The organism is Allofournierella sp., assembly GCF_048388525.1.
In the GTDB taxonomy this organism is placed as follows: Bacteria; Bacillota; Clostridia; order Oscillospirales; family Ruminococcaceae; genus BQOK01.
The window spans coordinates 1-18999 of sequence record NZ_DBGCTQ010000025.1; the positions used below are offsets into that span (position 1 = coordinate 1).

The 18999-nt window shown below is 58.2% G+C and carries 15 protein-coding genes and 1 pseudogene; all 16 read right to left on the bottom strand.

Annotated elements, in window-relative coordinates; translation table 11 throughout:
* Positions 1–637: pseudogene (locus tag ACMLHZ_RS02050) on the bottom strand (PolC-type DNA polymerase III); the annotation flags it as partial.
* Between the two features lie 77 nt (positions 638–714).
* Positions 715–1758 carry a flavodoxin-dependent (E)-4-hydroxy-3-methylbut-2-enyl-diphosphate synthase gene (gene ispG, locus ACMLHZ_RS02055; protein ID WP_418666152.1) on the bottom strand — a complete coding sequence of 348 codons (1044 nt, stop codon included), beginning with the start codon at positions 1756–1758 and terminating at the stop codon, positions 715–717.
* A gap of 23 nt (positions 1759–1781) precedes the next feature.
* Complete coding sequence (gene rseP / locus ACMLHZ_RS02060) at positions 1782–2867, bottom strand: RIP metalloprotease RseP (RefSeq protein WP_418666153.1); 1086 nt, start codon at positions 2865–2867, stop codon at positions 1782–1784.
* Between the two features lie 22 nt (positions 2868–2889).
* Positions 2890–4041, bottom strand: coding sequence for a 1-deoxy-D-xylulose-5-phosphate reductoisomerase (gene dxr, locus ACMLHZ_RS02065; protein WP_418666154.1), 1152 nt, complete (start codon positions 4039–4041; stop codon positions 2890–2892).
* 17 nt (positions 4042–4058) lie between these two features.
* Positions 4059–4985, bottom strand: a complete 927-nt coding sequence (locus ACMLHZ_RS02070; RefSeq protein ID WP_418666155.1) for a phosphatidate cytidylyltransferase — start codon at positions 4983–4985, stop codon at positions 4059–4061.
* A gap of 25 nt (positions 4986–5010) precedes the next feature.
* Complete coding sequence (gene uppS / locus ACMLHZ_RS02075) at positions 5011–5724, bottom strand: polyprenyl diphosphate synthase (protein ID WP_418666156.1); 714 nt, start codon at positions 5722–5724, stop codon at positions 5011–5013.
* Positions 5725–5805: 81 nt separating this feature from the next.
* Positions 5806–6360, bottom strand: a complete 555-nt coding sequence (gene frr / locus ACMLHZ_RS02080; RefSeq protein WP_418666157.1) for a ribosome recycling factor — start codon at positions 6358–6360, stop codon at positions 5806–5808.
* Between the two features lie 45 nt (positions 6361–6405).
* Positions 6406–7119 carry a UMP kinase gene (gene pyrH, locus ACMLHZ_RS02085; RefSeq protein ID WP_418666158.1) on the bottom strand — a complete coding sequence of 238 codons (714 nt, stop codon included), beginning with the start codon at positions 7117–7119 and terminating at the stop codon, positions 6406–6408.
* Between the two features lie 210 nt (positions 7120–7329).
* On the bottom strand, positions 7330–8151 hold the full coding sequence (locus ACMLHZ_RS02090; RefSeq protein ID WP_418666159.1) for a sensor histidine kinase: 822 nt from the start codon (positions 8149–8151) through the stop codon (positions 7330–7332).
* A complete protein-coding gene (locus ACMLHZ_RS02095) occupies positions 8135–8848 on the bottom strand; it encodes a response regulator (RefSeq protein WP_418666160.1) in 714 nt (237 codons plus the stop codon). Before ACMLHZ_RS02095 ends, ACMLHZ_RS02090 begins: the two co-directional genes overlap by 17 nt.
* Positions 8849–9131: 283 nt before the next feature.
* Positions 9132–10577 carry a sulfatase gene (locus ACMLHZ_RS02100; protein ID WP_418666161.1) on the bottom strand — a complete coding sequence of 482 codons (1446 nt, stop codon included), beginning with the start codon at positions 10575–10577 and terminating at the stop codon, positions 9132–9134.
* Positions 10578–10599: 22 nt separating this feature from the next.
* Entirely contained in the window at positions 10600–11271 is a 672-nt protein-coding gene (gene pgmB / locus ACMLHZ_RS02105; protein WP_418666162.1) for a beta-phosphoglucomutase, read from the bottom strand.
* Positions 11249–12727 (bottom strand): sulfatase, encoded by a 1479-nt coding sequence (locus ACMLHZ_RS02110; RefSeq protein WP_418666163.1) that lies wholly within the window; start codon positions 12725–12727, stop codon positions 11249–11251. Before ACMLHZ_RS02110 ends, pgmB begins: the two co-directional genes overlap by 23 nt.
* A complete protein-coding gene (locus ACMLHZ_RS02115; protein ID WP_418666164.1) occupies positions 12724–13629 on the bottom strand; it encodes a DMT family transporter in 906 nt (301 codons plus the stop codon). The genes ACMLHZ_RS02110 and ACMLHZ_RS02115 overlap by 4 nt, the downstream gene beginning before the upstream one ends.
* Positions 13630–13644: 15 nt before the next feature.
* On the bottom strand, positions 13645–15963 hold the full coding sequence (locus ACMLHZ_RS02120; protein WP_418666165.1) for a glycoside hydrolase family 65 protein: 2319 nt from the start codon (positions 15961–15963) through the stop codon (positions 13645–13647).
* Entirely contained in the window at positions 15960–18992 is a 3033-nt protein-coding gene (locus ACMLHZ_RS02125) for a glycoside hydrolase family 2 TIM barrel-domain containing protein (protein WP_418666166.1), read from the bottom strand. Before ACMLHZ_RS02125 ends, ACMLHZ_RS02120 begins: the two co-directional genes overlap by 4 nt.
* Positions 18993–18999: the final 7 nt, after the last annotated feature.

Below are 18999 nucleotides of genomic sequence, written 5' to 3' on the forward strand. Positions count from 1 at the left end.
GCTGGATCTCGCCGGGCTTGAAGGTCTTGCCGTAAAAAACGCTGACCGGCTTGTCCGTCAGGTCAAGGCCCGGTATCTTAAAGGTCGGTGCGACCTTTTTTTCTTCAAAACGGGGCGCCGGCACCTTTTCCAGCACCCGTTTTTCCCACTCGGCAGCGCTGACGGCCCCCGCCTGCGCCGCCAGCACCACCTGGGGCTTTGTGCCGGTGCGCTCGGCAACGCGCTGGGCCAGCCGTTCGGTAAACCCAATGCTCTCCAAAATATTTTTGCCCACCGGCACCTGCACGGTAAGGGTTTTTCCCTGCAGCTCATACCGGGCATGATCCAAAAAGCCGTTGACCGGCAGGCCGTCCTCCCGCAGCTCATCCACCATCTCCTGCACGCTTTCAGGGGTGATGCGCTCAAACGGGAAGTAGTTGCACACCGCCAGCTCAAACCCCTCGAACCCCGGCGCCAGCGAGGCGCAAAGCCGCCGGCAGGCCTCTGCCGCCAGGGGCAGGCCGCTTCGCAGGCTCACCTTCACCTTGCGGCTGCCCCGCAGCAGCTCCACCCGCTCCACCAGCACCCCCGAAAAGCAGCTTGCAAACGCCTCGTCGGCAGTGAACTGGGGCCAAAGCTCCGTGACCAAAGGATTCAAAACACAAGCTCCCCCTCACAAGATAAACGCAGCCTGCAGGCCGGGCCGCAGCAGCCCGCCCGCAGGCGCGTGTTCGCTCACAATTTATATATTTCTTCGACCAGTTGGCCCACAATGTCGCCCCGGAGCATGCGTATCTTTTCGCCCCGGATAAAGAGCAGCGCCTCATCTTTGCCGCCGGCAATGCCGATGTCGGCCTCCCGTGCCTCGCCCGGGCCGTTTACCACGCAGCCCATCACAGCCACCTTCACCGGCTTTTTATACCCCTGCAGGCGGCGCTCCACCTCGTCTGCGATCTGCGCCACTGCAATGTTGGTGCGCCCGCAGGTGGGGCAACTGATGATTTCGGGCCCGCCCACGGCATGGCCCGCCGCCCGCAGGATATCGTACCCCGCCTGCACTTCCTTTTCCGGGTCGTCGGTCAGCGAAACCCGAAGCGTGTCGCCGATGCCTTCCAGCAGCAGGCCGCCGATTCCCATGCCGGATTTAATCAGCCCCATGCGATAGGTGCCCGCCTCGGTCACCCCCACATGCAGGGGGTAATCGCATTTTTCGCTCAGCAGCCGGTATGCGGCCATCATGGTGGGCACATTGCTGGACTTGATGGAGATCACGATGTTATTGAAATCGTGCTTTTCCAGCAGGCCCACATGGTACATAGCGCTTTCCACCAGGGCCTCGGGCACAGGCGCGCCGTATTTTGCCAGGATCTCTTTTTCCAGGCTGCCCGCGTTCACCCCAATGCGGATGGGGATATTTTTGGCGTTGCAGGCCTGGGCCACGGCCCGCACATTTTCGTCTGCGCCGATGTTCCCGGGGTTCAGGCGTATCTTATCCGCCCCTGCGTCCACACAGGCCAGCGCGATTTTATAATTGAAGTGGATGTCCGCCACAAACGGGATCTCCACCGCGTTTTTAATGGCCTCCACCAGCCGCACATCCTCCAGAGTGGGCACGCTGGCCCGCAGGATCTGGCATCCCGCCGCGGCCACCCGCTTTGCCTGGGCCACGTTGCCGGCAACATCCGCCACCGGCACGTTGAGCATGGTCTGCACCGCAACCGGGTTGTTTGCACCGATCGCCACAGTTCCGATTTTTACTTCCCGCTTTACTTTGCGCATTGGAAACATCCTTTCCTCCGGGGTCAGAACAAACGGCCCAGGTCGTTGAAGGTGGCAAACAGCATCAGCCCAAACAGGAATACCAGTCCCACCATATTGACCCATATCTCAAACTTTTTGGGCAAAGGCCTCCGGAAAATGCCCTCAAACAGCAAAAACACCAGCTTGCCGCCGTCCAATGCGGGAAAGGGCAGAAGGTTGAAGATGCCCAGGTTGATGGTGAGCAGCGCCAGCAGGCTCAGCACCTCGGAAAGGCCCATGCCGGCGGCCTGGTTGATGGCGCTCACAATGCCCACCGGCCCCGAAAGCTCGGTGGCACTCACCCGGCCGGTCACAAGGTCCATGAGCGAGCGGAATACCAGCCGCCCATAGAACAGGGTGTAATTGCCTGCCTGGCTCAAAACGTTGCCCACCGTTTTTTCCATGGCATACACCTTGAACCCCATGTTCATGGTGGTGGTTTCGCCGTTTTGCACTGCGTCAAAATGCACGTCGTTGATCTGCAGGATCCTGCCGCCGCGCTTTACGGTAAAGTCGGCGGTATAGTCCTGGCTGCGCTGCAGCTCGTAGATGATGTCGTTGGCCACAAAGCAGCGCCGCCCATTGATGGCCATAATCTCATCGCCCACTTCAAGGCCCGCCGCCTGGGCGGGGGCTCCCTCTTCGAACATGGCGATGGTCCGGCTCACCAGTACATCCTGCATACTGAACATGACCAGCAGTACCACAAACCCCAAAATAAGGTTCATCACCGCGCCGGCCGCGATCACAACGGCGCGCTTCCACACTTTCACCTGGGGGAACGGCAGGCCCTGTTTCTCCGGCTCCGCCTGGGGTGCCTGGCCCGCAAACGCCTCTTCCTCCGCGGGCTGCTCCTCCAATTCTTCGTCTTCGCCCTCCATGCTCACATACCCGCCGATGGGCAGTGCGCGCACGCTGTAGCGGGTCCCGTTTTTCACGCGGGTAAACAAGGCCGGCCCCATGCCGATGGAAAATTCATTGACCTGGATGCCCGCCTTTTTGGCACTGATAAAATGCCCCAGCTCGTGGATCATGACCACAAGGCCAAAAATCAGGATCGCGGCAATGGTGGTAATCAAAACTGACATGCGGTGTGTATACTCTCTTTCTTCAAATATGGCTGTTCACAAAAGCGCGCGCCATGCGGTCACACTCGTATACGTCGGCCAGGGAATAACCGCCCCCAAAGCGGTCGCTGTCCACCACGGCCTCCACCAGGCGGCCGATCTCCAAAAAGCCGATCTTCTCCTCTAAAAACAGCCGCACAGCCTCTTCGTTGGCGCCGTTGGCGGCGCAGGGGCCAAGCCCCCCCTTGCTGATCGCCTTTTTGCAGGCCGCGAGGCAGCGGAAGCTCTCCTCGTCGGCCGCATCAAAGGTGATGGACTTCAAATTTGCAAAATCCAGCTCAGGCGCGCAGCCCGGGCGGCGCTCGGGCCAGGTGAGGGCGTACTGGATAGGGATACGCATGTCCGGCACGCCCAGCTGCGCCAGGATGGAATTGTCGCTGAACTGAACCATGGAGTGGATGATGCTCTGGCGCTGCACCACCACCTGGATCTTTTCGGGGGCAAGGCCGAAAAGCCAGACCGCTTCGATCAGCTCCAGCCCCTTGTTCATCAGGGTGGCCGAGTCGATGGTGATTTTTGCCCCCATGCTCCAGTTGGGATGTTTCAGCGCGTCGGCGGGCGTTTTGTGGGCCAGTTCTTCCTTTTTCAGGCCAAAAAACGGCCCGCCGGAGGCGGTGAGCAAAATTTTGGTGAGCGTTTTCGCAGAGTGTGCGTCCTGCAGGCACTGAAAGATGGCGGAGTGCTCGCTGTCCACCGGCAGCAGCCTGGCGCCGCGCTTTTTGCAGGCCTCGGTGACCAGATGGCCCCCGGTGACCAGGCTCTCTTTGTTTGCCAGCGCCACGTCGTGCCCGCTTTCCAGCGCGGCCAGGGTCGCCCCCAGCCCGGCGATGCCCACGATCGCGTTGAGCACCACATCCGCGCCCTCCTCCTGGGCCAGCTCCACCACGCCCCCGGGGCCTTCCAGCACCCTGGGCGCGCCAGGCATGCCCGCCAGGCGTCCTTGCAGCGCCCTGCAGGCGGCGGGGTCGGCCACTGCCACACAGGCGGGGCCGAACTCTGCGATCTGTGCTTCCAGCAGGTCGATGTTGCTGCCCGCCGCAAGCCCTGTGATCTTGTAACCCTGTGCGCGGGCTACCTCCAAGCTCTGCGTTCCAATGGACCCGGTGGACCCCAGCAGTGTGATACGCTTGGTCATATAACCTTCTCCTTTGTTCACAGGAACGTGGTGGCAAACCAAACCGAGATTGCCATCACAGGCGCTATAAACAATACGCTGTCGAACCTGTCCAAAATACCACCATGGCCCGGAAAAATAGCGCCATAGTCCTTGATGCTGCACTGCCGCTTTACCGCCGAGGCAAACAGGTCCCCCAGGATTCCCAGCACCGAGCATACCATCCCCAAAAGGAAAATGGGCAGATATCCAAAAAGCCCGCCCGCCAGGTAGCCGCCCGCGATGCCGCTTTCCCCGATCGCCGCCCAGCTTGCCATGTAACCAATGTGGCGCCCGCCCTCGATCATCGTCCAGCCGGTCAGGCCGCGGGCCACCACGGTGCAGAGCACCCCCAGCACCCCGGAACCCAGCACGCCGCCGATCGCGCCCTCCACGGTCTTGTGGGGGCTCACCACCGGCGCCAGCTTGTGTTTGCCAAAAAAGCGCCCGGCAAAATAGGCGGCGGAGTCGCCCCCCCAGGCAAAGGCCAGCGCCAGCATGATCAGATAGATCGCCTCGTAGCCGTAGCGGTCCATGGGAAGGCGGTTTTTGATGTACACCAGCGCGTAAAAGCTCACCAGCACCAGCGCGCTGAAGGACGCCATCCCCCCCAGCTTTGCCGCGCTAAGGGTCTGATTGTGCCAGATCACGCAGATCGCCAGATACAGCATGAACAGAAAGCTCAGGGGCACCAGTACCGCCTTGACGGCCGGGTACCCTGAAAACATGACCACAAAGGTATAGGGCACGAACGCCCCATACACATGCTTTTCGTTTTTCCCCAGATCAAACGCGGTATAGATCTCGTGGATGGCAATCAGGGTGATGAGCGCAATCACGATCTCAAACACGGGCGTATTGAAAAAGAACATCACTACACCCAGCACCACAAGGCCCACGGCGGCGGTAATAATGCGTGTTTTCAAACCAAGACCTCCTTGTACTGTGGGGTCAAATGCCGCCGAAACGGCGGCTGCGGCGCTGAAACTCTTCAATCGCCGCGTCCAGGTCGGCCCTTGTAAAGTCCGGCCAAAGCACATCCATCTCCACCAGCTCGGAATAAGCGCTCTGCCAAAGCATAAAGTTCGAGAGCCGCTTTTCCCCGCTGGGCCGCAGAATGAAATCCGGGTCTTTTTGGCCCCGGGTGTACATGTGGTCGCTCATCCGTTCTTCTGTAATATCGCCGGGCTGCAGAAGCCCCTGCTGCACCAGCTCGGCCAGCTGGCGCGCCGCGCGCACGATCTCCGGGCGGCCCCCGTAGTTTACCGCGATGTTCAGGGTCATACCGGTATTATGGGCCGTTTTGGTCTCGATCTCACGCATCAATTGCTGGTATTTTGCCTCCAGCGGAGCCCGGTCGCCCAAAAAAACCACCCGGTTGTTCTCTTTTTCATAATCAAACGCCTTGATGAGATACTCGCCGAACAGCCGCATAATGGCGTTCACTTCGTCCTGCGGGCGGCGCCAATTCTCGGTGGAGAACGCGTAAAAGGTGACTGCCTCCACCCCCAATTGGTTGCAGTAGCGGGTGATGTCCTGAAAGACCTCGGCGCCTTTTTTATGGCCGGCGGTGCGCGGCAGGCCGCGCTTTTTGGCCCAGCGGCCGTTGCCGTCCATAATGATGCCGATGCTCAGGCCCTGGGCCATTCGCTGCAGATCCGGCATTTGGTGAACACTTCCTTTTCCATACAAAGCAATGCCGCGCGCTTTGCTGCGCGCGGCATGCCCCGTGTTTGTAGCAGCACGTCAGATCTCCATGATCTCCTGATTCTTTGCCTCGCAGTCCTTGTCAATCTGCTTGGTGAACCGGTCGGTGATCTTTTGGATCTCATCTTCCAGGTTCTTCTGGTCGTCTTCCGTGATTTCGCTGATCTTTTTCAGCGCCTTGAATTTGTCCATTGCCTCGCGGCGCACGTTGCGCACCGCGATCTTGGCCTCCTCGCCCAGCTTCTGCACATCCTTGGTGAGCTGGCGGCGGCGCTCTTCTGTGGGCGAGGGGAACACCAGCCGAATGACCCTGCCGTCATTGGTGGGGTTAATGCCGATGTCGCTCACCAGCAGCGCGTGCTCAATGGGATGGATCAGGCTGGGGTCCCAGGGGGTAATGGTCAGGATGCGTGCCTCGGCCACGGCCACGGCAGCCATTTGGTTGATGGGCGTAGGGGTGCCGTAATAATCCACCGTGACCCGGTCCAGAATTGCAGGGTTTGCGCGCCCCGCACGAATTGCGGACAACTCTTTGCCCAGGTGATGCACCGCACCTGTCATTTTTTCTTCGTAGATCTTGGTGTATTCGCTCATGTTGACTGCTCCTTTTTTCGGGCCCTGGCGCGGGCCGTTCTCACTTTATGATTCCTCGTATACCAAGGTTCCAACCGCCTCGCCGCGGGCCGCACAGGCAATGTTGCGTGGCTGGGCAAGGTCGAATACCAAAATGGGAAGCTTGTTGTCGCGGCAAAGGGTTGCGGCGGTGCCGTCCATCACGGCAAGCTTCTTTTCCAGCACCTCGCTGAAGGTCAGCTTTTCATACCGCACCGCATCGGGATGCTTTTTGGGGTCCTTGTCGTATACGCCGTCCACCATCGTGGCCTTGAACATGATGTCGCAGCCGGTTTCAATGGCGCGCAGAGCGCTGGCCGTATCGGTGGAAAAGAACGGGCAGCCGGTACCCCCGCCAAACAGCACCACTTTTCCCTCTTCCATGGCGCGCACTGCGTCGTTCCTGGTGAACACCGGAGCCACCTGCGGCATTACAAGCGAGGTTTGCACCTGGGTGGGCACACCCAATTGTTCCAGCTGATCGGCCACCGCCAAGGCGTTCATGATCGTGGCCAGCATGCCGATCTTGTCGGCGCAGGTGCGCTCCATTTCTCCGCTGGAGCGGCCGCGCCAAAAGTTGCCTCCGCCCACCACAACACCGATCTGGGTGCCCAGGGCGTGGGCCTCACGGATCCCCTCACAGATGGCGCGCATCGCAGCCTCGTCAAACCCGGCCCCCTTTTCCCCCGCAAGGGCCTCGCCGCTCACTTTCAATAAAATGCGTTTATACTGGTTCGTCAAATATCACACCGCCTGAAATAAGCGCACCGGAGGTACACTTTATTATATTTGTTTTCATTTTACAATAAAACAGATTTATTGTAAACAATAAAAATGGCCGCAGCGAAGCGAAGGCCATTTTTTGCACCTCCGGGCCGGTTGCCCTGCAAGGGCGAGGCACGGGTACTTTTAAACAGCAAATGCGCCCGGCCAAGGCCGGGCGCACAGAAATTATTGCAGCACGCTCAGCTCCTGGGCCAGCCGCCGGTCCTGCGCGCTGCAAAAAGCCAAATCCCGCTGCGGGCTGTTCAAGGCTGCCGCTTCGCCGGGCGCGGGCCTTGGAATGCGGACCTTCACCAGCGTGCCTTCCGGCCCGCTCTCCAGCTCAAGGCGCCACCCCAGGGCACCGCAATACTCGTGCACCAGATATAGGCCCAGGCCCGCGCCGCTGCTTTGCCCGGCCTGGCTGGTCACAAACGGCTCAAAGAGATGCTGCCGCACCGCCGGCTCAATGCCTGTGCCTTCATCGCGCACCGTAAGCAAATATTCTTCCTCCCCGGCTTTCAGCGCCACGCATACCCTTGTACCGCAGCGCAGCGCGTTGGACAAAAGGTTCAGCAGCACCTTATCTGCCCACACGGGGTCCGCCTGCACATATTGCCCGTCGGAAAGCTGGCACTCCCATTCCAGCTCAATGCCTTCCAATTTTCCGATTTGGCGGCATTGCTCTGCAATGCGGCCATATTGCCAGGCCAGATCCACCGGCTGCGGCCGCACGGCCAGCTTCGCCTGCCGGCAGGCAAGCAGATCGTTCAGATTCTCCGCAATGCGCGCAAGCCGCAGGGCGCTGTTGTCCAGCGCGCAGAACGGGCGCTGGAGCTTTTCTTTGGCGGGCGTTTTGGCCATGCGCTGAAACTGCTTTTCCAGCGCCTCGCTGGCCAGCATCACAGCGCAGGCTACCTGCTCGATCTCAATGGAAAGGCCGCTGCACAGCATGGTGCGGCGGCGTTCTTCGCCCAGTTGGCGTTCCAGTTCTTCAAGAGTTTGTCGCATAGTCTTCCCGGCTTTCCTGGTCTAATTCCAGGCAAACGCCCCGTGCCAGTTCCGTCAGCAGCGTTTTATTGCTGTGCGGGCGGGCGCCGCCCGTCTGTTTTGCCAAAACCTGCGCCATGCGGTGTATCCCGCTCTCCACCCCTTTGGGTGAAATCCCGTAGTATCGCCCAACTTCCAGATAGATCGCCTTCAGCTGGGGCGGCCCGGCCCATTCCCGCAGCCAATACTGCAGGCTGCTGGCCAGATACCAATATCCCGCGTCCTTTTCCGGCGCGCCGAGCCTCCGCAGCATGTGCAGAATGGCAGCGTCTTTTGGGGTCGTCCACGCCAGGCGATGACCGGGTGCAAGGGATTCGATGCTCACAAACAGGGCGTTTGCCTTATACGGTTTTATCATATAATAATCGGCCCCGTTTGACAAGAGTGCAAGGCGAACATTTTCCGCATAGCCGCTTGGCCCGGTCACCACGATACGGCAGGCGCCGCTGCCGGGCGTTTTTCTTGCCTGCTCCAGGAAATTAAAAATCTCCATATCAATCGACAGGCAGTCCACCACCATCACATCCACCCGAACCGTTTCCAGATAGTGCAGCGCAGCCCGCGCATTGTGGAAGACCGTGCAGGCCGTTCGGCCACAGCCGTTGAACGCCCTTTGCAGCAGTTCCAATTCAGTGTTGCCGCCACCCAAAAGGACCACTTTCCCAAAGGATCTTCCCCGCATCGGATCCCCGCCCCTTTTCATCCCGTTTTGCTTTGCCGCGCTTTTTAGCTCGGATTCCAGCACATCCAGGTAAATTCTATCGGATTAACAGGAAGAAAGCAATCACAAAAAACCTTCGTTTTCCTTCGCCTTTCCTTTTGCCGGGCGGGCGCTGAATGGGGTGAGAAGGGCTTTTATGCCCTCATAACCACGGCAGCAGCCTTTCAGCTTGGGTCTGGCGCCGGCTCCGACGCCGGATCCAAGCCCCGCATGTGCCGCTTTATATTTCATAGGCGTCGTAAACTTCGCCGGGAGCTTCCAGCTGCTGCAATTTTTGGCGGATCCTTTCCAAAAATTCGGCTTCCAACCGCGGGTCGCAAAGCGGCTCCGCCTGCCCGGGATCATTTTCCAAATCAAACAAAAGATCGCCGAACGCATTTTGGCCGCTCGCATAATCGCCACACCGATCCTCCACCTGCATAAGAGGAAACCCCTTGGAGAACCCGAAAACGCGGCCTTGCCGAACTGTATAGCTGTCGTCTCTGCGCTGGATCGGGATGCGCCCAAAATGCAGCCCCGCCAATGTATAGGCAAACAGGGGTTTGCCCTGCCGAAGCCCCCGCATGTACACATACCGGCCGTTGGTCGCACAGAGTTGGCCCCCAAACGTGCCAAAGATCCCAAATTCCCGCTGCGGCGGCTTCAAAAGAGAATTTCCTGTCATGTGGGGCGTGGCATTGAGGCCAAACCAATCCAACAGTGTAACGGGCAGGTCCACGGTTTGCGTCAACCGCTCACTGCGGCCGGTTTCCTTTTTGCCTGGAACATGCAAAAACAGAGGAATATGCGCCACCTCATCATAGTAAGGGCACACATTTTTCCCCATCCAGCCATGCTCGCCCAATAAAAAGCCGTGATCGGTGTGCACGATCAGCAACGTGTCTTTCCAAAGCTCATGCTCATCCATAAAGCGCAGTACTCTGCCCAAATTATAGTCGCAAAAGCTTACCAGCGCCGCGTTTTCTTTTTTTATCCGCTCCACGGCTTCCGCATTCTGGCTGACCTTTCCATAATCAGGCCAATCCTGTCGGAGGCCGCTGAGTCCGTACAGCGCCCGAAACTCATCAGGCGCATAAAACGGTTCATGGGGATCAAAGGTTTCGATGTGTAAAAACCAATTGTCTTTTTGCCAGTTATCCTGCAGAAATTCCAGGCCCCAGCCGAAGGTCACAGCCTGTGGAAATTCTTCCGGCGCACGAATATGTTCACGATTCACCTGGTCTTGTGCCCGCAGCCATGGAACCCGCAGCCCGGCAAAAGCCTGCTGCCGGCTGGCCACCTGTGCATCGCCGTATACCGGGTCACCCTCCTGCCCCCGGGAAAAACGATAACTGCTGTAGCGATTATGGTAGGCAAACCCGGCGTCTTCCCAATAGTGGTAATGGTCAGTTACCAAATGGGTATGAATGCCGCTGTCATGCAGGATCTGCGGCACGGATTCGTCAAACGGTTCCAAGGGGCCCCATGGGCAATGCAGAAAATTCTCCCGCCCGGTGTGCAGTTCTCTGCGGGCAGGCATGCAGGGCATGCTTCCCACATAGCAGCGGTCATAAGTGGTACAGTGGTCCTGCAAAGAACGAAAAAAAGGCGCCTGCACCCAATCGTTCCCATAGTTTGGCAGCATATGCCGGTTGAGTGAATCAAAGGTTATCATGATTGCTTTCATCCAAATCGCCCCCTGTATCAGGTTACCACACTGTCTGGCTGTTTGTTTTCAAAATCTGCTCCCACTGGATGGTAGTATCGGCCAGATCGCGGGCATGCCATATTACCCTGCGGCTGAGGGCGGCCGGCCCCACCCCCAGCACTGGCATGCCTGCCGCGCAGGCTGCCTGCACACCCGCCTCTGCGTCCTCTACCACAAGGCAGGCCTCCGGGTCCACCCTCAATTTCTGTGCGGCCAGCTGAAACACCTGCGGATCCGGTTTGGAGCGCAGCGCTTCAAAACCATCCACCACTGCGTCGAATCGCCCTGCAAGACCGGTCTTTTTTAAAATTAAATCCGCGTTTTTGCTGGCGGAAGCCACCGCCGTTTTTATTCCTCTGCTTTGCAGCTCTGCCAGCGTTTCCAGCACCCCAGGCAGCAGTGCATCTGCGTTCAGTTCCTGCAGCTTTTTTACATAATACTGATTTTTCTGTTCGGCCAGTTGTTGTTTTTCGGCTTGAGTATATTTTATTTTTCCTTTCCGCAGCAGGATCTCAAGCGACTCCATGCGGCTTACCCCGCGCTGCCGCAGATTATCTTTGCGCGTAAAATCAACGATCCCCAGCGTGCGGGCCAGCTGCTTCCACGCTTCATAATGCAGTGTATCGGTGGCAACAAGGACACCGTCCAGATCAAAAAGCACTGCCTGTATCATAAAGCTCAATCCTCCATCGGGCATATAGTTCCGGGGGCGCCTCGTTCTGCTGCAGATGAAATGCCAGCTGCCTCAGAAAGCGGTTGCTGATCTCAGCGTTTTGCAGCGGTGCCAGCTGGCAGGGGTCCTGCTCCAGGTCAAATAAAAAATCTTCCCATACGTTCGGGTTATCGCTTTCATCCAGTTTGGAGCGGGCCGGCACTTTAAGCAGCGGGCACCCCCGTGTAAAGGAAAAAGGCGATACAAGTTCTGCTTTGGCAAGCGCCTGGGCAGAGAAAAAGCCTTGCATATGGCAGGGCATGAGGGTATATTCAAACAGCGGACTTTGCCGAACAGGCGCGCGCATAAACACATACCTGCCATCGGTAAGGCACGCCTGCCCGCCATGAATGCCAAACAGTGCGCTTGCACGGATCGGCTCGTCCCGCTGCAAAACTTTTTGCAGCGGATTCCCCTGCATGCGCTCCGTGGGCGGCAGATCAAACGCGTCCAACAGCGTGGGGGCAAGATCCACGGTCTGTACCAGGGCTTTGCGGCGCTGCCCCGCATTCCCATAGCGGGGGTCCCACACAAAAAGAGGAATGTGCGCCACCTCTTCATAAAAGGGATGCACGCTTTTGGCCCACAGCCCATGCTCGCCCAATAAAAAGCCATGGTCCGTGTTTACGATCAGCAGGGTGTCCCCCCACAGGTCATATTGATCCATGGCATCCAGCACCAGCCCCAAGCTCGCATCGCACTGCTCCACCAGCGCGGCATATTCATTGCGCAGGTGCGCCACCTGCTGCGGCGTTTCGCGCACGCGGGTATAATCCGGCCAGTCAAACCGCGGGCCATCATACCCATCCGCCCTTTTTCCTCGAAAACGCTGCGCAGCGCAAAAAGGCTCATGCGGGTCAAACGTTTCAATTTGTAAAAACCAGTTGTCAGCTTTGTGATTCCTCTTTAAAAAATCGAGTCCCTGCGCAAACGTACGGGCCTGGGGCCAATCCTCTTCTGTTTGCAGCCACGCCCTGTTCACCTCGTCCTGGGCGCACCAGATCCCCAAAGTTTTCGGTCTGGCAGGCGGCTGCACCTGTCCCTTCCAAAAGTCCCCTTCCTGGCCGCGTATACACTCCCAGGTGGAATAGCGGCTGTGGTAGGTGGCTCCGCCATCCTCCCAATAGTGGTAATGGTCGCTCACCAAATGGGTGTGTACACCGGCCTGTTTCAGCATCTCAGGCGCGGAATCGTCAAATGGTTCCAGCGGCCCCCAGCTGCGGTGCAAGAAATTATAGCGTCCGGTGTGCAGTTCCCTCCGGGCGGGCATGCAGGGCATGCTCCCCACATAGCACCGGTCAAACACAACCGAACACCGGGCCAGCCGCTCAAAGTTTGGCGTATTGATCCAGCCGCAGCCATACGGGCTCAGCATGTTCCGGTTCAGGCTGTCAAACATCACCATGATCGCCTTCATGCCGCATCTCCCTCCCTTCCCTTTTTCCTGGGCGGCAATTCCATCAAAATCACCACGGTCAAGATCATCATTCCCCCTGCCGCTAAACGCGGGGTAAAAGCTTCCATCCTCAGCGCCACAGAAAACAAACTTCCAAAAAGTCCTTCTGCCGACAAAATGATCCCTGCTTTTGCCGGGCTGGTATATTTTTGCGCCCAGGTCTGCAGCAGATAGCACAGGCCGGTACTCATGACTCCCAGATATAATACCGGAACAAGGGCTCTTGCCGGCTGGACTGCACACAGCGCGCCCCGGTCAAACAGCGCCAGCACCAAAAGTGAAGCGGCGGCGGCGGTGAGCAGCTGCACCGCAGTAACGCAAAGGGGGTCACCCCCCTGCCGGATCTGCCCCAAGCAGCAAATATGAAGGGCAAAAAACAGGGCGCACAGCAATACCATTCCATCTCCAATATTAAAAGCTGCGTTTCCCGGAGAGATTGTCAGCAGGCCTGTGCCCGCCAATGCTGCCCCTGTAAGCATAAACGTTTTTGCATTTGGCCGCTTGCCGGTCGCCCCCCACACCAAAAACGGCACCATTACCACATTCGTGGCAGTAAGAAACGCGCTGTTCGACACGGTCGTATGCCGCTGCCCTAAAATTTGCAGATAAAATGCCGCAAACAAAAGCAGCCCTGCCGCAATGCTTTGTTTTACCCGGTGCCGGGGCATCTGTTTGATCCGCCGGCCAGCCAAAAGGGCCAGCAGGGCCGCGGCCACGGAAAAGCGCAGCGCCATAATAAGCGCCGGCGAAGCTTGTGCCTCAAGCGCGTACTCGCTGGCAATAAAGCCCGAGCCCCATATGCCAGCCACGGCCAGACAGGCAAAATTGGCCAGACGGCTCTTTTGTTTTTGCTTGGGATCCATGGGCCATTCCCCTTTTCAAGAAAGTATCGCCTGCCGCACTGTGCCGTTACACCGGTATGCCACCGGCGTAACGCCCCCCTCCTGCATCAGGCTCAGCTCGTTTTGTGTAATGCATACCCGCAGCACCCTGCCGCGGTATTGCAGCGAAAACTGCAGTTTCTCCCAGCGATCGGGCAGCTGCGGGGCAAACTCCAGCAGGCCGTCTTTTCCCAGGCCCATGCCGCCGTATCCCAGCACAACGCTCTGCCATGTGATGGCTGCAGACGCCGCGTGGATTCCCTCCCGCGTGTTGCCCTGGTTATCATCCAAATCCACATAAGCCGAGCGCTCCAGATATTCATAGGCGCGGGCGCTCTCGCCGGTGCGGATCCCCATGATGCAGTGAACGCCCGGGCTGAGCGACGAGCGGTGCAGCGTCCTCTTTTCGTAATAATCAAAGTTGAGGCGCTGGGTCTCCGGGTCAAACTCCTGCCCCAGTAAAAAGAGCATCATTACCACATCAGCCTGTTTTAAAATACAGCGCTGCTGTTTTGGCACCAGCCGCAGCGTTTCCGGCAGCAGGGGCATTTTGTTTTGGTCCCACTGCGTGATCTCACCGTCGGCCAATGCAAAATAGCCCTGGAACTGTTCGATCAGCCCCTGACTTGCGCCCAGATACAAGCTGGCCGCCCTGCGCTTCCATTCCTCGGGTTCCTCTGCCTTCAGGCGGATCTTTTGCCGCAGCCGGGCATATACCTCCGGCCGCGCGGCCCGGCACTCTGCAAGATACCCGGCCGCCGTGACCAGGTTCCAGTGTGCCAGGCGGTTGGTATAAGCGTTATCATCCACCGGCTCATGCCACTCGTCCGGCCCGGTAACCTGGCGGATATGATACGCCCCGTCGGCCGCATCGTACTGCAGCCTGGAAGCCCAAAAGCGGGCTGTTTCTGCCAGCAATTCCAGCCCCTGCCGCTCCCAAAAATCTTGGTCCTGCGTGATGCGATAATACTGTACCGCGCTATACGCCACCGCGGCCGTCACGTGATGTTCATACTCAGCCACGTGGCAGCGATAGCAGCTCCCATCCGGTTCGATGGTCCATTGTGGACACTCTTCTTCACCGGTGTCCGCGCTCTCCCAGGGAAACTGCGCGCCTTGGTGGCTGTTGCGGCGGGCATTGCGGCGGGCGGCATCCAGCAAGTGATAGCGGTAATTCGCCAGGTTTCGGCCCACTTGAGGAAAAACATAGTCAAAAAACGGGTGCAGGAACAGTTCGGTATCCCAAAAGCTATGGCCACCGTATTCCTCTCCATGCAGCAATTTTGCACCGATCCCAACCCTATCGTCGGTAAAACTTGCCGCCCCCAACAAATGAAACAGATCGAATCGCAGGGCCTTCTGCATTTTTTCGTCACCGGTAAGCTGTACGTCTGCCAAACTCCATAAGGCCGCCTGTTTTTCAACGTGTGCCTGCACTGCGGCTTCAAATCCATGGTGGGAAAGCTCAGCCAGTGCCTGGGCCAACGCGGGCTTGAGCGGCTTTCCATCGCGCCCCGTGTATACGGCGCTGAATTTTTCAATGCATATGGTCTCGCCCTGCTCCGCTCTCACATCCATAAATTCGCAGGCGATTTCGCCGTAAGGCCGAAACGCCCGGTTGCGCTGTACCGGCACGCCTTTTTCATTTAAAACCCGGGTAAAGCTGCCCGTGCCGACCGGCAGATCCCGGTCGCGCGTTTTAGTTTCCACATAGCAGCCCTCTGCCCCAAGGCACTCGATTTTTTCCACCTGCAAGTGCTTGACCCGAAACCTTGGAAAGTCCATAAAGTTGGTGACCGTCGCATCAACAATGTCCTCTATCTCAAACAGGGCGTCAGCGTTAAGCGGCGTAAGCCACACCCGAAGCAACGCACAGTGGGGCATCGCACGGCTCAGCAGCTTCACCGATTCCACACGGGTCCGGCGCCCTCTGCTGTCGGTGTGCAGATAGCGTTTCGCTACTAAGCCGTTTTTCAGATCCAGGACCCGCAAATATTCCGCGATCCGGCCGCTCTCGGGCGAAAGCGGTTCCCGTTCCTGATAAATTTTGAGTTTGGCCCAGTCCGGCGTATTACACAGTTCGCGCTGAAATGCCTCCGACCGGTCGAACACGCCATGCACATAGCAGGCCGGCAGGGTATTCTTTACGAACCCTTCCTCATGCACCGCCCGGCTGCCCATATACCCATTTGCAAGGCAAAACCGACTTTCGTACGCCAGGTTTTGGGCGGGGTCGTATTCTTCTTCTGCCACCAGCCACTCATCCCGGGCCAAAAGCGCTTGCAGCCGGGGGCTGAATTGTTCTCTCAGGCTCATTTCAGACCTCCTTGCTTCTCTCCTAACATCAGCCCCTGGGCATAGCCTGCCGCAAACTGCGGCGGGCGCCCTTTCAACGGGCACAGGGCAAACTCACATGCAAACGGCAATGGGTGGACCCGGTAATGCCTGAGGGGCAGCGGCCCGCAGCTTGCGCTGCCAAGGCCGCTGTTCTGCAAATCAAAATGCAGTATCCTGTAAGGGCGGGGGCGCAGCTGGGCGCGGTGTGCCGCGGCAAGCAGATCGCAGTCCTCATAAGAGCTCAGGCTAAGCTCCACTGTGTTCCTCGCCGCCAAAACCATCCCCTGTGTGCCATTTTGCGCCGCCACCCATTGCACTTCTGTGCGGTTTCCATTTTCTTGAGGCCGCAGATACCCAACATCCCAGTGATCCGCCTGGCTTTGCCAAACACCATCCTGGGCGGCGGCCCGGCTGTCCGAATAATTCTCTCCGGGGCCCCTGCCCCGATAAACGATCTGTTCCAACTCTTTTGCAAGCCGGCTCACTGTGCCCAGGCGGGGCAGCGCGGGCGGAAGCCCGGCTCCGGAAAAGCAACCTTCCAGTTCCATGGTCAAATTGCCGGACCGGTCGATGCGGTAGCACACCGTCATATCCGCCCCCCAGGCAATTCCGCCGGGTCCGACCCAAAGCTTTGCGCTTACCGCCACATGGTCTTTTTTGGTTTCTCCGCGCAGCTCTTTTACCACTGTTTGCAGGCTGTCCAGGTGGCTGTGCTCCCAAATATCGCGGTACTTTATGTCATTATCGGTATAAGCCCGGAACAAAGTAAGCTCCGGCCCCTTGTGCAGCAGCAGTTCTCCCCCGTACCGGTAATTCACAATGCACCCGTCCACGGCCGAGATCGTCAGCTCAAAAGCGTCGCTCCATACCCGCACTCCCTCCAGGGTTTGGGTCCATTGCGGCGCGCCCTGCATCGTCTGGGGCACGCTAGGCGCCTCCCGCAGCAAAAACCGGCTGTGCCAGATCTCCTGTTCTGCAGCTGCGCCGCCGGGCTGCCGCTTATATTGAACCGCAAGCTCCAGCCACACCGGCCCTGTGCTTTGCAGCGCCTGCCTTTTAAGCTGTACCTCTCCCCTGTGGTGCGGCGGCACATGGGGCAGCGGTTCCACCCATTGGCACACCGTTCGCTCCCCTTCCACCAATCTGCATGCCAGTTCGGCAGCAGCCAGATCGGTAAAGTCCCATCCGTTATAAAAAGTGAACTTCAGGTCTTCCAAGACACAACTTTCAAGCCGAATGCTGGAGGCCGCCGCCGCATATTCGTAAAAAGCCGGCGTAGGGACGCCGTCTGCCGCCACAAAGCCATCCAGGCAAAAATTACCGTTATGATATCGCTCGCCAAAGTCGCCCCCATAGAGATAAGTCTCTTTTCCATCTGGCAGCGCCCTATACACGCCATGATCCTTAAATTCCCAGGCAAACATCCCCTGGATCCGCTGGCTGGCATAGACCAAATCACAATATTCTGCAAGGCCGCCGGGGCCGTTGCCCATTCCGTGGCCGAATTCGCACAAGATATGAGGCCGCTTGGGTACCTGCGTATCCAGCTCATACAATTCCCCCAGGCTGGTATACATGGTACTGCTCACATCCACGCTATGGCCGTGAACATCACCCTCATAATGTACCGGGCGGCTTGGCTCGTTTTGTTTGCACCAGCGATACATCGCCTCAAAATTCACGCCGTACCCCGATTCGTTGCCCAGGGACCACAGCAGTACGCAGGCAAAATTTCGGTCCCGTTTCACCATGCGCTCGACCCGGTCCAGATAGGCCTGCCGCCATTTCTCATCGTTTGCCAGCCGTGTCTGCTGCCCCACCGGGGTAAGGCCGTCACTTTCCAGGTCGCATTCATCGATCACATATAATCCCAAAGCGTCACACAATTCATAAAAGAAGGGATTGTTGGGGTAATGCGAGGTCCGCACTGCGTTCAAGCCTGCAGACCGGATCAGCCGCAGCTCCTGTTCGGTCTGGCTTCGGGTGACCACACGGCCTTTTCGCGCGTCATATTCATGGCGGTTGTAGCCTTTCATCAAAATACGCTGCCCATTCAGGCGCAGTTCCCCCTGTTCAATGGCAATATGGCGGAACCCCACCTGAAACCCTGCAGCCTCCATAAGCCGGCCCTGTTCATCTTTCAGCGCGGCTACCACCTGGTAACAAACAGGCGCCTCTGCATTCCAGGCTTCCACACCGGGCACATGCATCCGCAGCCCCTGCGGGGGCACCGCGGCTTCACAAAGCAAAGTATCGTCTTTATATACCAGCACTTCCAGCCGGCCATTTTCATAATGCGGCGAAAGATTTAATATGCCGCTGCCCTGTGCCAGGTCGTAGTCCGGGTCCAGCACCAAGTCCTGTAAATAGCAGGCCGGCCGATGCAGCAGCAGCACATCCCGAATGATCCCCCCCAGCCACCACATATCCTGTGCTTCCAGATAAGTGCCGTCGCAATATTGATATACCACCACGCACAGCAGGTTTTCCCCGGGGTGCACAAATGATGTGATCTCAAACTCCGCCGGCATACGGCTGCCCTGACTGTAACCTGCCATCTGCCCGTTTACATATACATGAAACGCACTTTCCACCCCTTCAAAGCGCAAGAACTGCCGCTCTTTTCCGGCTTCTTTCAGCGTGAACCAGCGTTTGTATACACCGGTCTCATTGTTTGCCGGGATAGAAGGAGGCGCAACGGGAAAAGGATAATCCATGTCGGTATAATGGAACTTCCCATACCCCGCATACTGCCAGTTCAGGGGCACCTGCAGGCTGGAGCTGAAAGCAGGGGGCGTGGAAGGGGTGTCCGCCGGAACATGGAGCGGAGAATCATACCACACAAAATCCCATAAGCCGTTCAGTAATTCCACCCGGCTGGACTCTTCCAATCTGCCGGCGCGCGCAGCCTCTATACTTTGAAACGGATAAAAATGAGCGCGGGCAGGCAGCCGGTTTCGCTGCAGCACCTCCAGGTTTGCCCAGTCGTTCTGTTCCATCAAATACATTGTTTGC

Excerpts from the sequence above, each read along its gene's own strand:
- ispG (WP_418666152.1), bottom strand. The coding sequence starts at position 1,758 with ATGCGCAAAGTAAAGCGGGAAGTAAAAATCGGAACTGTGGCGATCGGT.
- rseP (WP_418666153.1), bottom strand. The coding sequence starts at position 2,867 with ATGTCAGTTTTGATTACCACCATTGCCGCGATCCTGATTTTTGGCCTT.
- dxr (WP_418666154.1), bottom strand. The coding sequence starts at position 4,041 with ATGACCAAGCGTATCACACTGCTGGGGTCCACCGGGTCCATTGGAACG.
- uppS (WP_418666156.1), bottom strand. The coding sequence starts at position 5,724 with ATGCCGGATCTGCAGCGAATGGCCCAGGGCCTGAGCATCGGCATCATT.
- frr (WP_418666157.1), bottom strand. The coding sequence starts at position 6,360 with ATGAGCGAATACACCAAGATCTACGAAGAAAAAATGACAGGTGCGGTG.
- ACMLHZ_RS02090 (WP_418666159.1), bottom strand. The coding sequence starts at position 8,151 with ATGCGACAAACTCTTGAAGAACTGGAACGCCAACTGGGCGAAGAACGC.
- ACMLHZ_RS02100 (WP_418666161.1), bottom strand. The coding sequence starts at position 10,577 with ATGAAAGCAATCATGATAACCTTTGATTCACTCAACCGGCATATGCTG.
- pgmB (WP_418666162.1), bottom strand. The coding sequence starts at position 11,271 with ATGATACAGGCAGTGCTTTTTGATCTGGACGGTGTCCTTGTTGCCACC.
- ACMLHZ_RS02110 (WP_418666163.1), bottom strand. The coding sequence starts at position 12,727 with ATGAAGGCGATCATGGTGATGTTTGACAGCCTGAACCGGAACATGCTG.
- ACMLHZ_RS02115 (WP_418666164.1), bottom strand. The coding sequence starts at position 13,629 with ATGGATCCCAAGCAAAAACAAAAGAGCCGTCTGGCCAATTTTGCCTGT.
- ACMLHZ_RS02120 (WP_418666165.1), bottom strand. The coding sequence starts at position 15,963 with ATGAGCCTGAGAGAACAATTCAGCCCCCGGCTGCAAGCGCTTTTGGCC.
- ACMLHZ_RS02125 (WP_418666166.1), bottom strand. The coding sequence starts at position 18,992 with ATGTATTTGATGGAACAGAACGACTGGGCAAACCTGGAGGTGCTGCAG.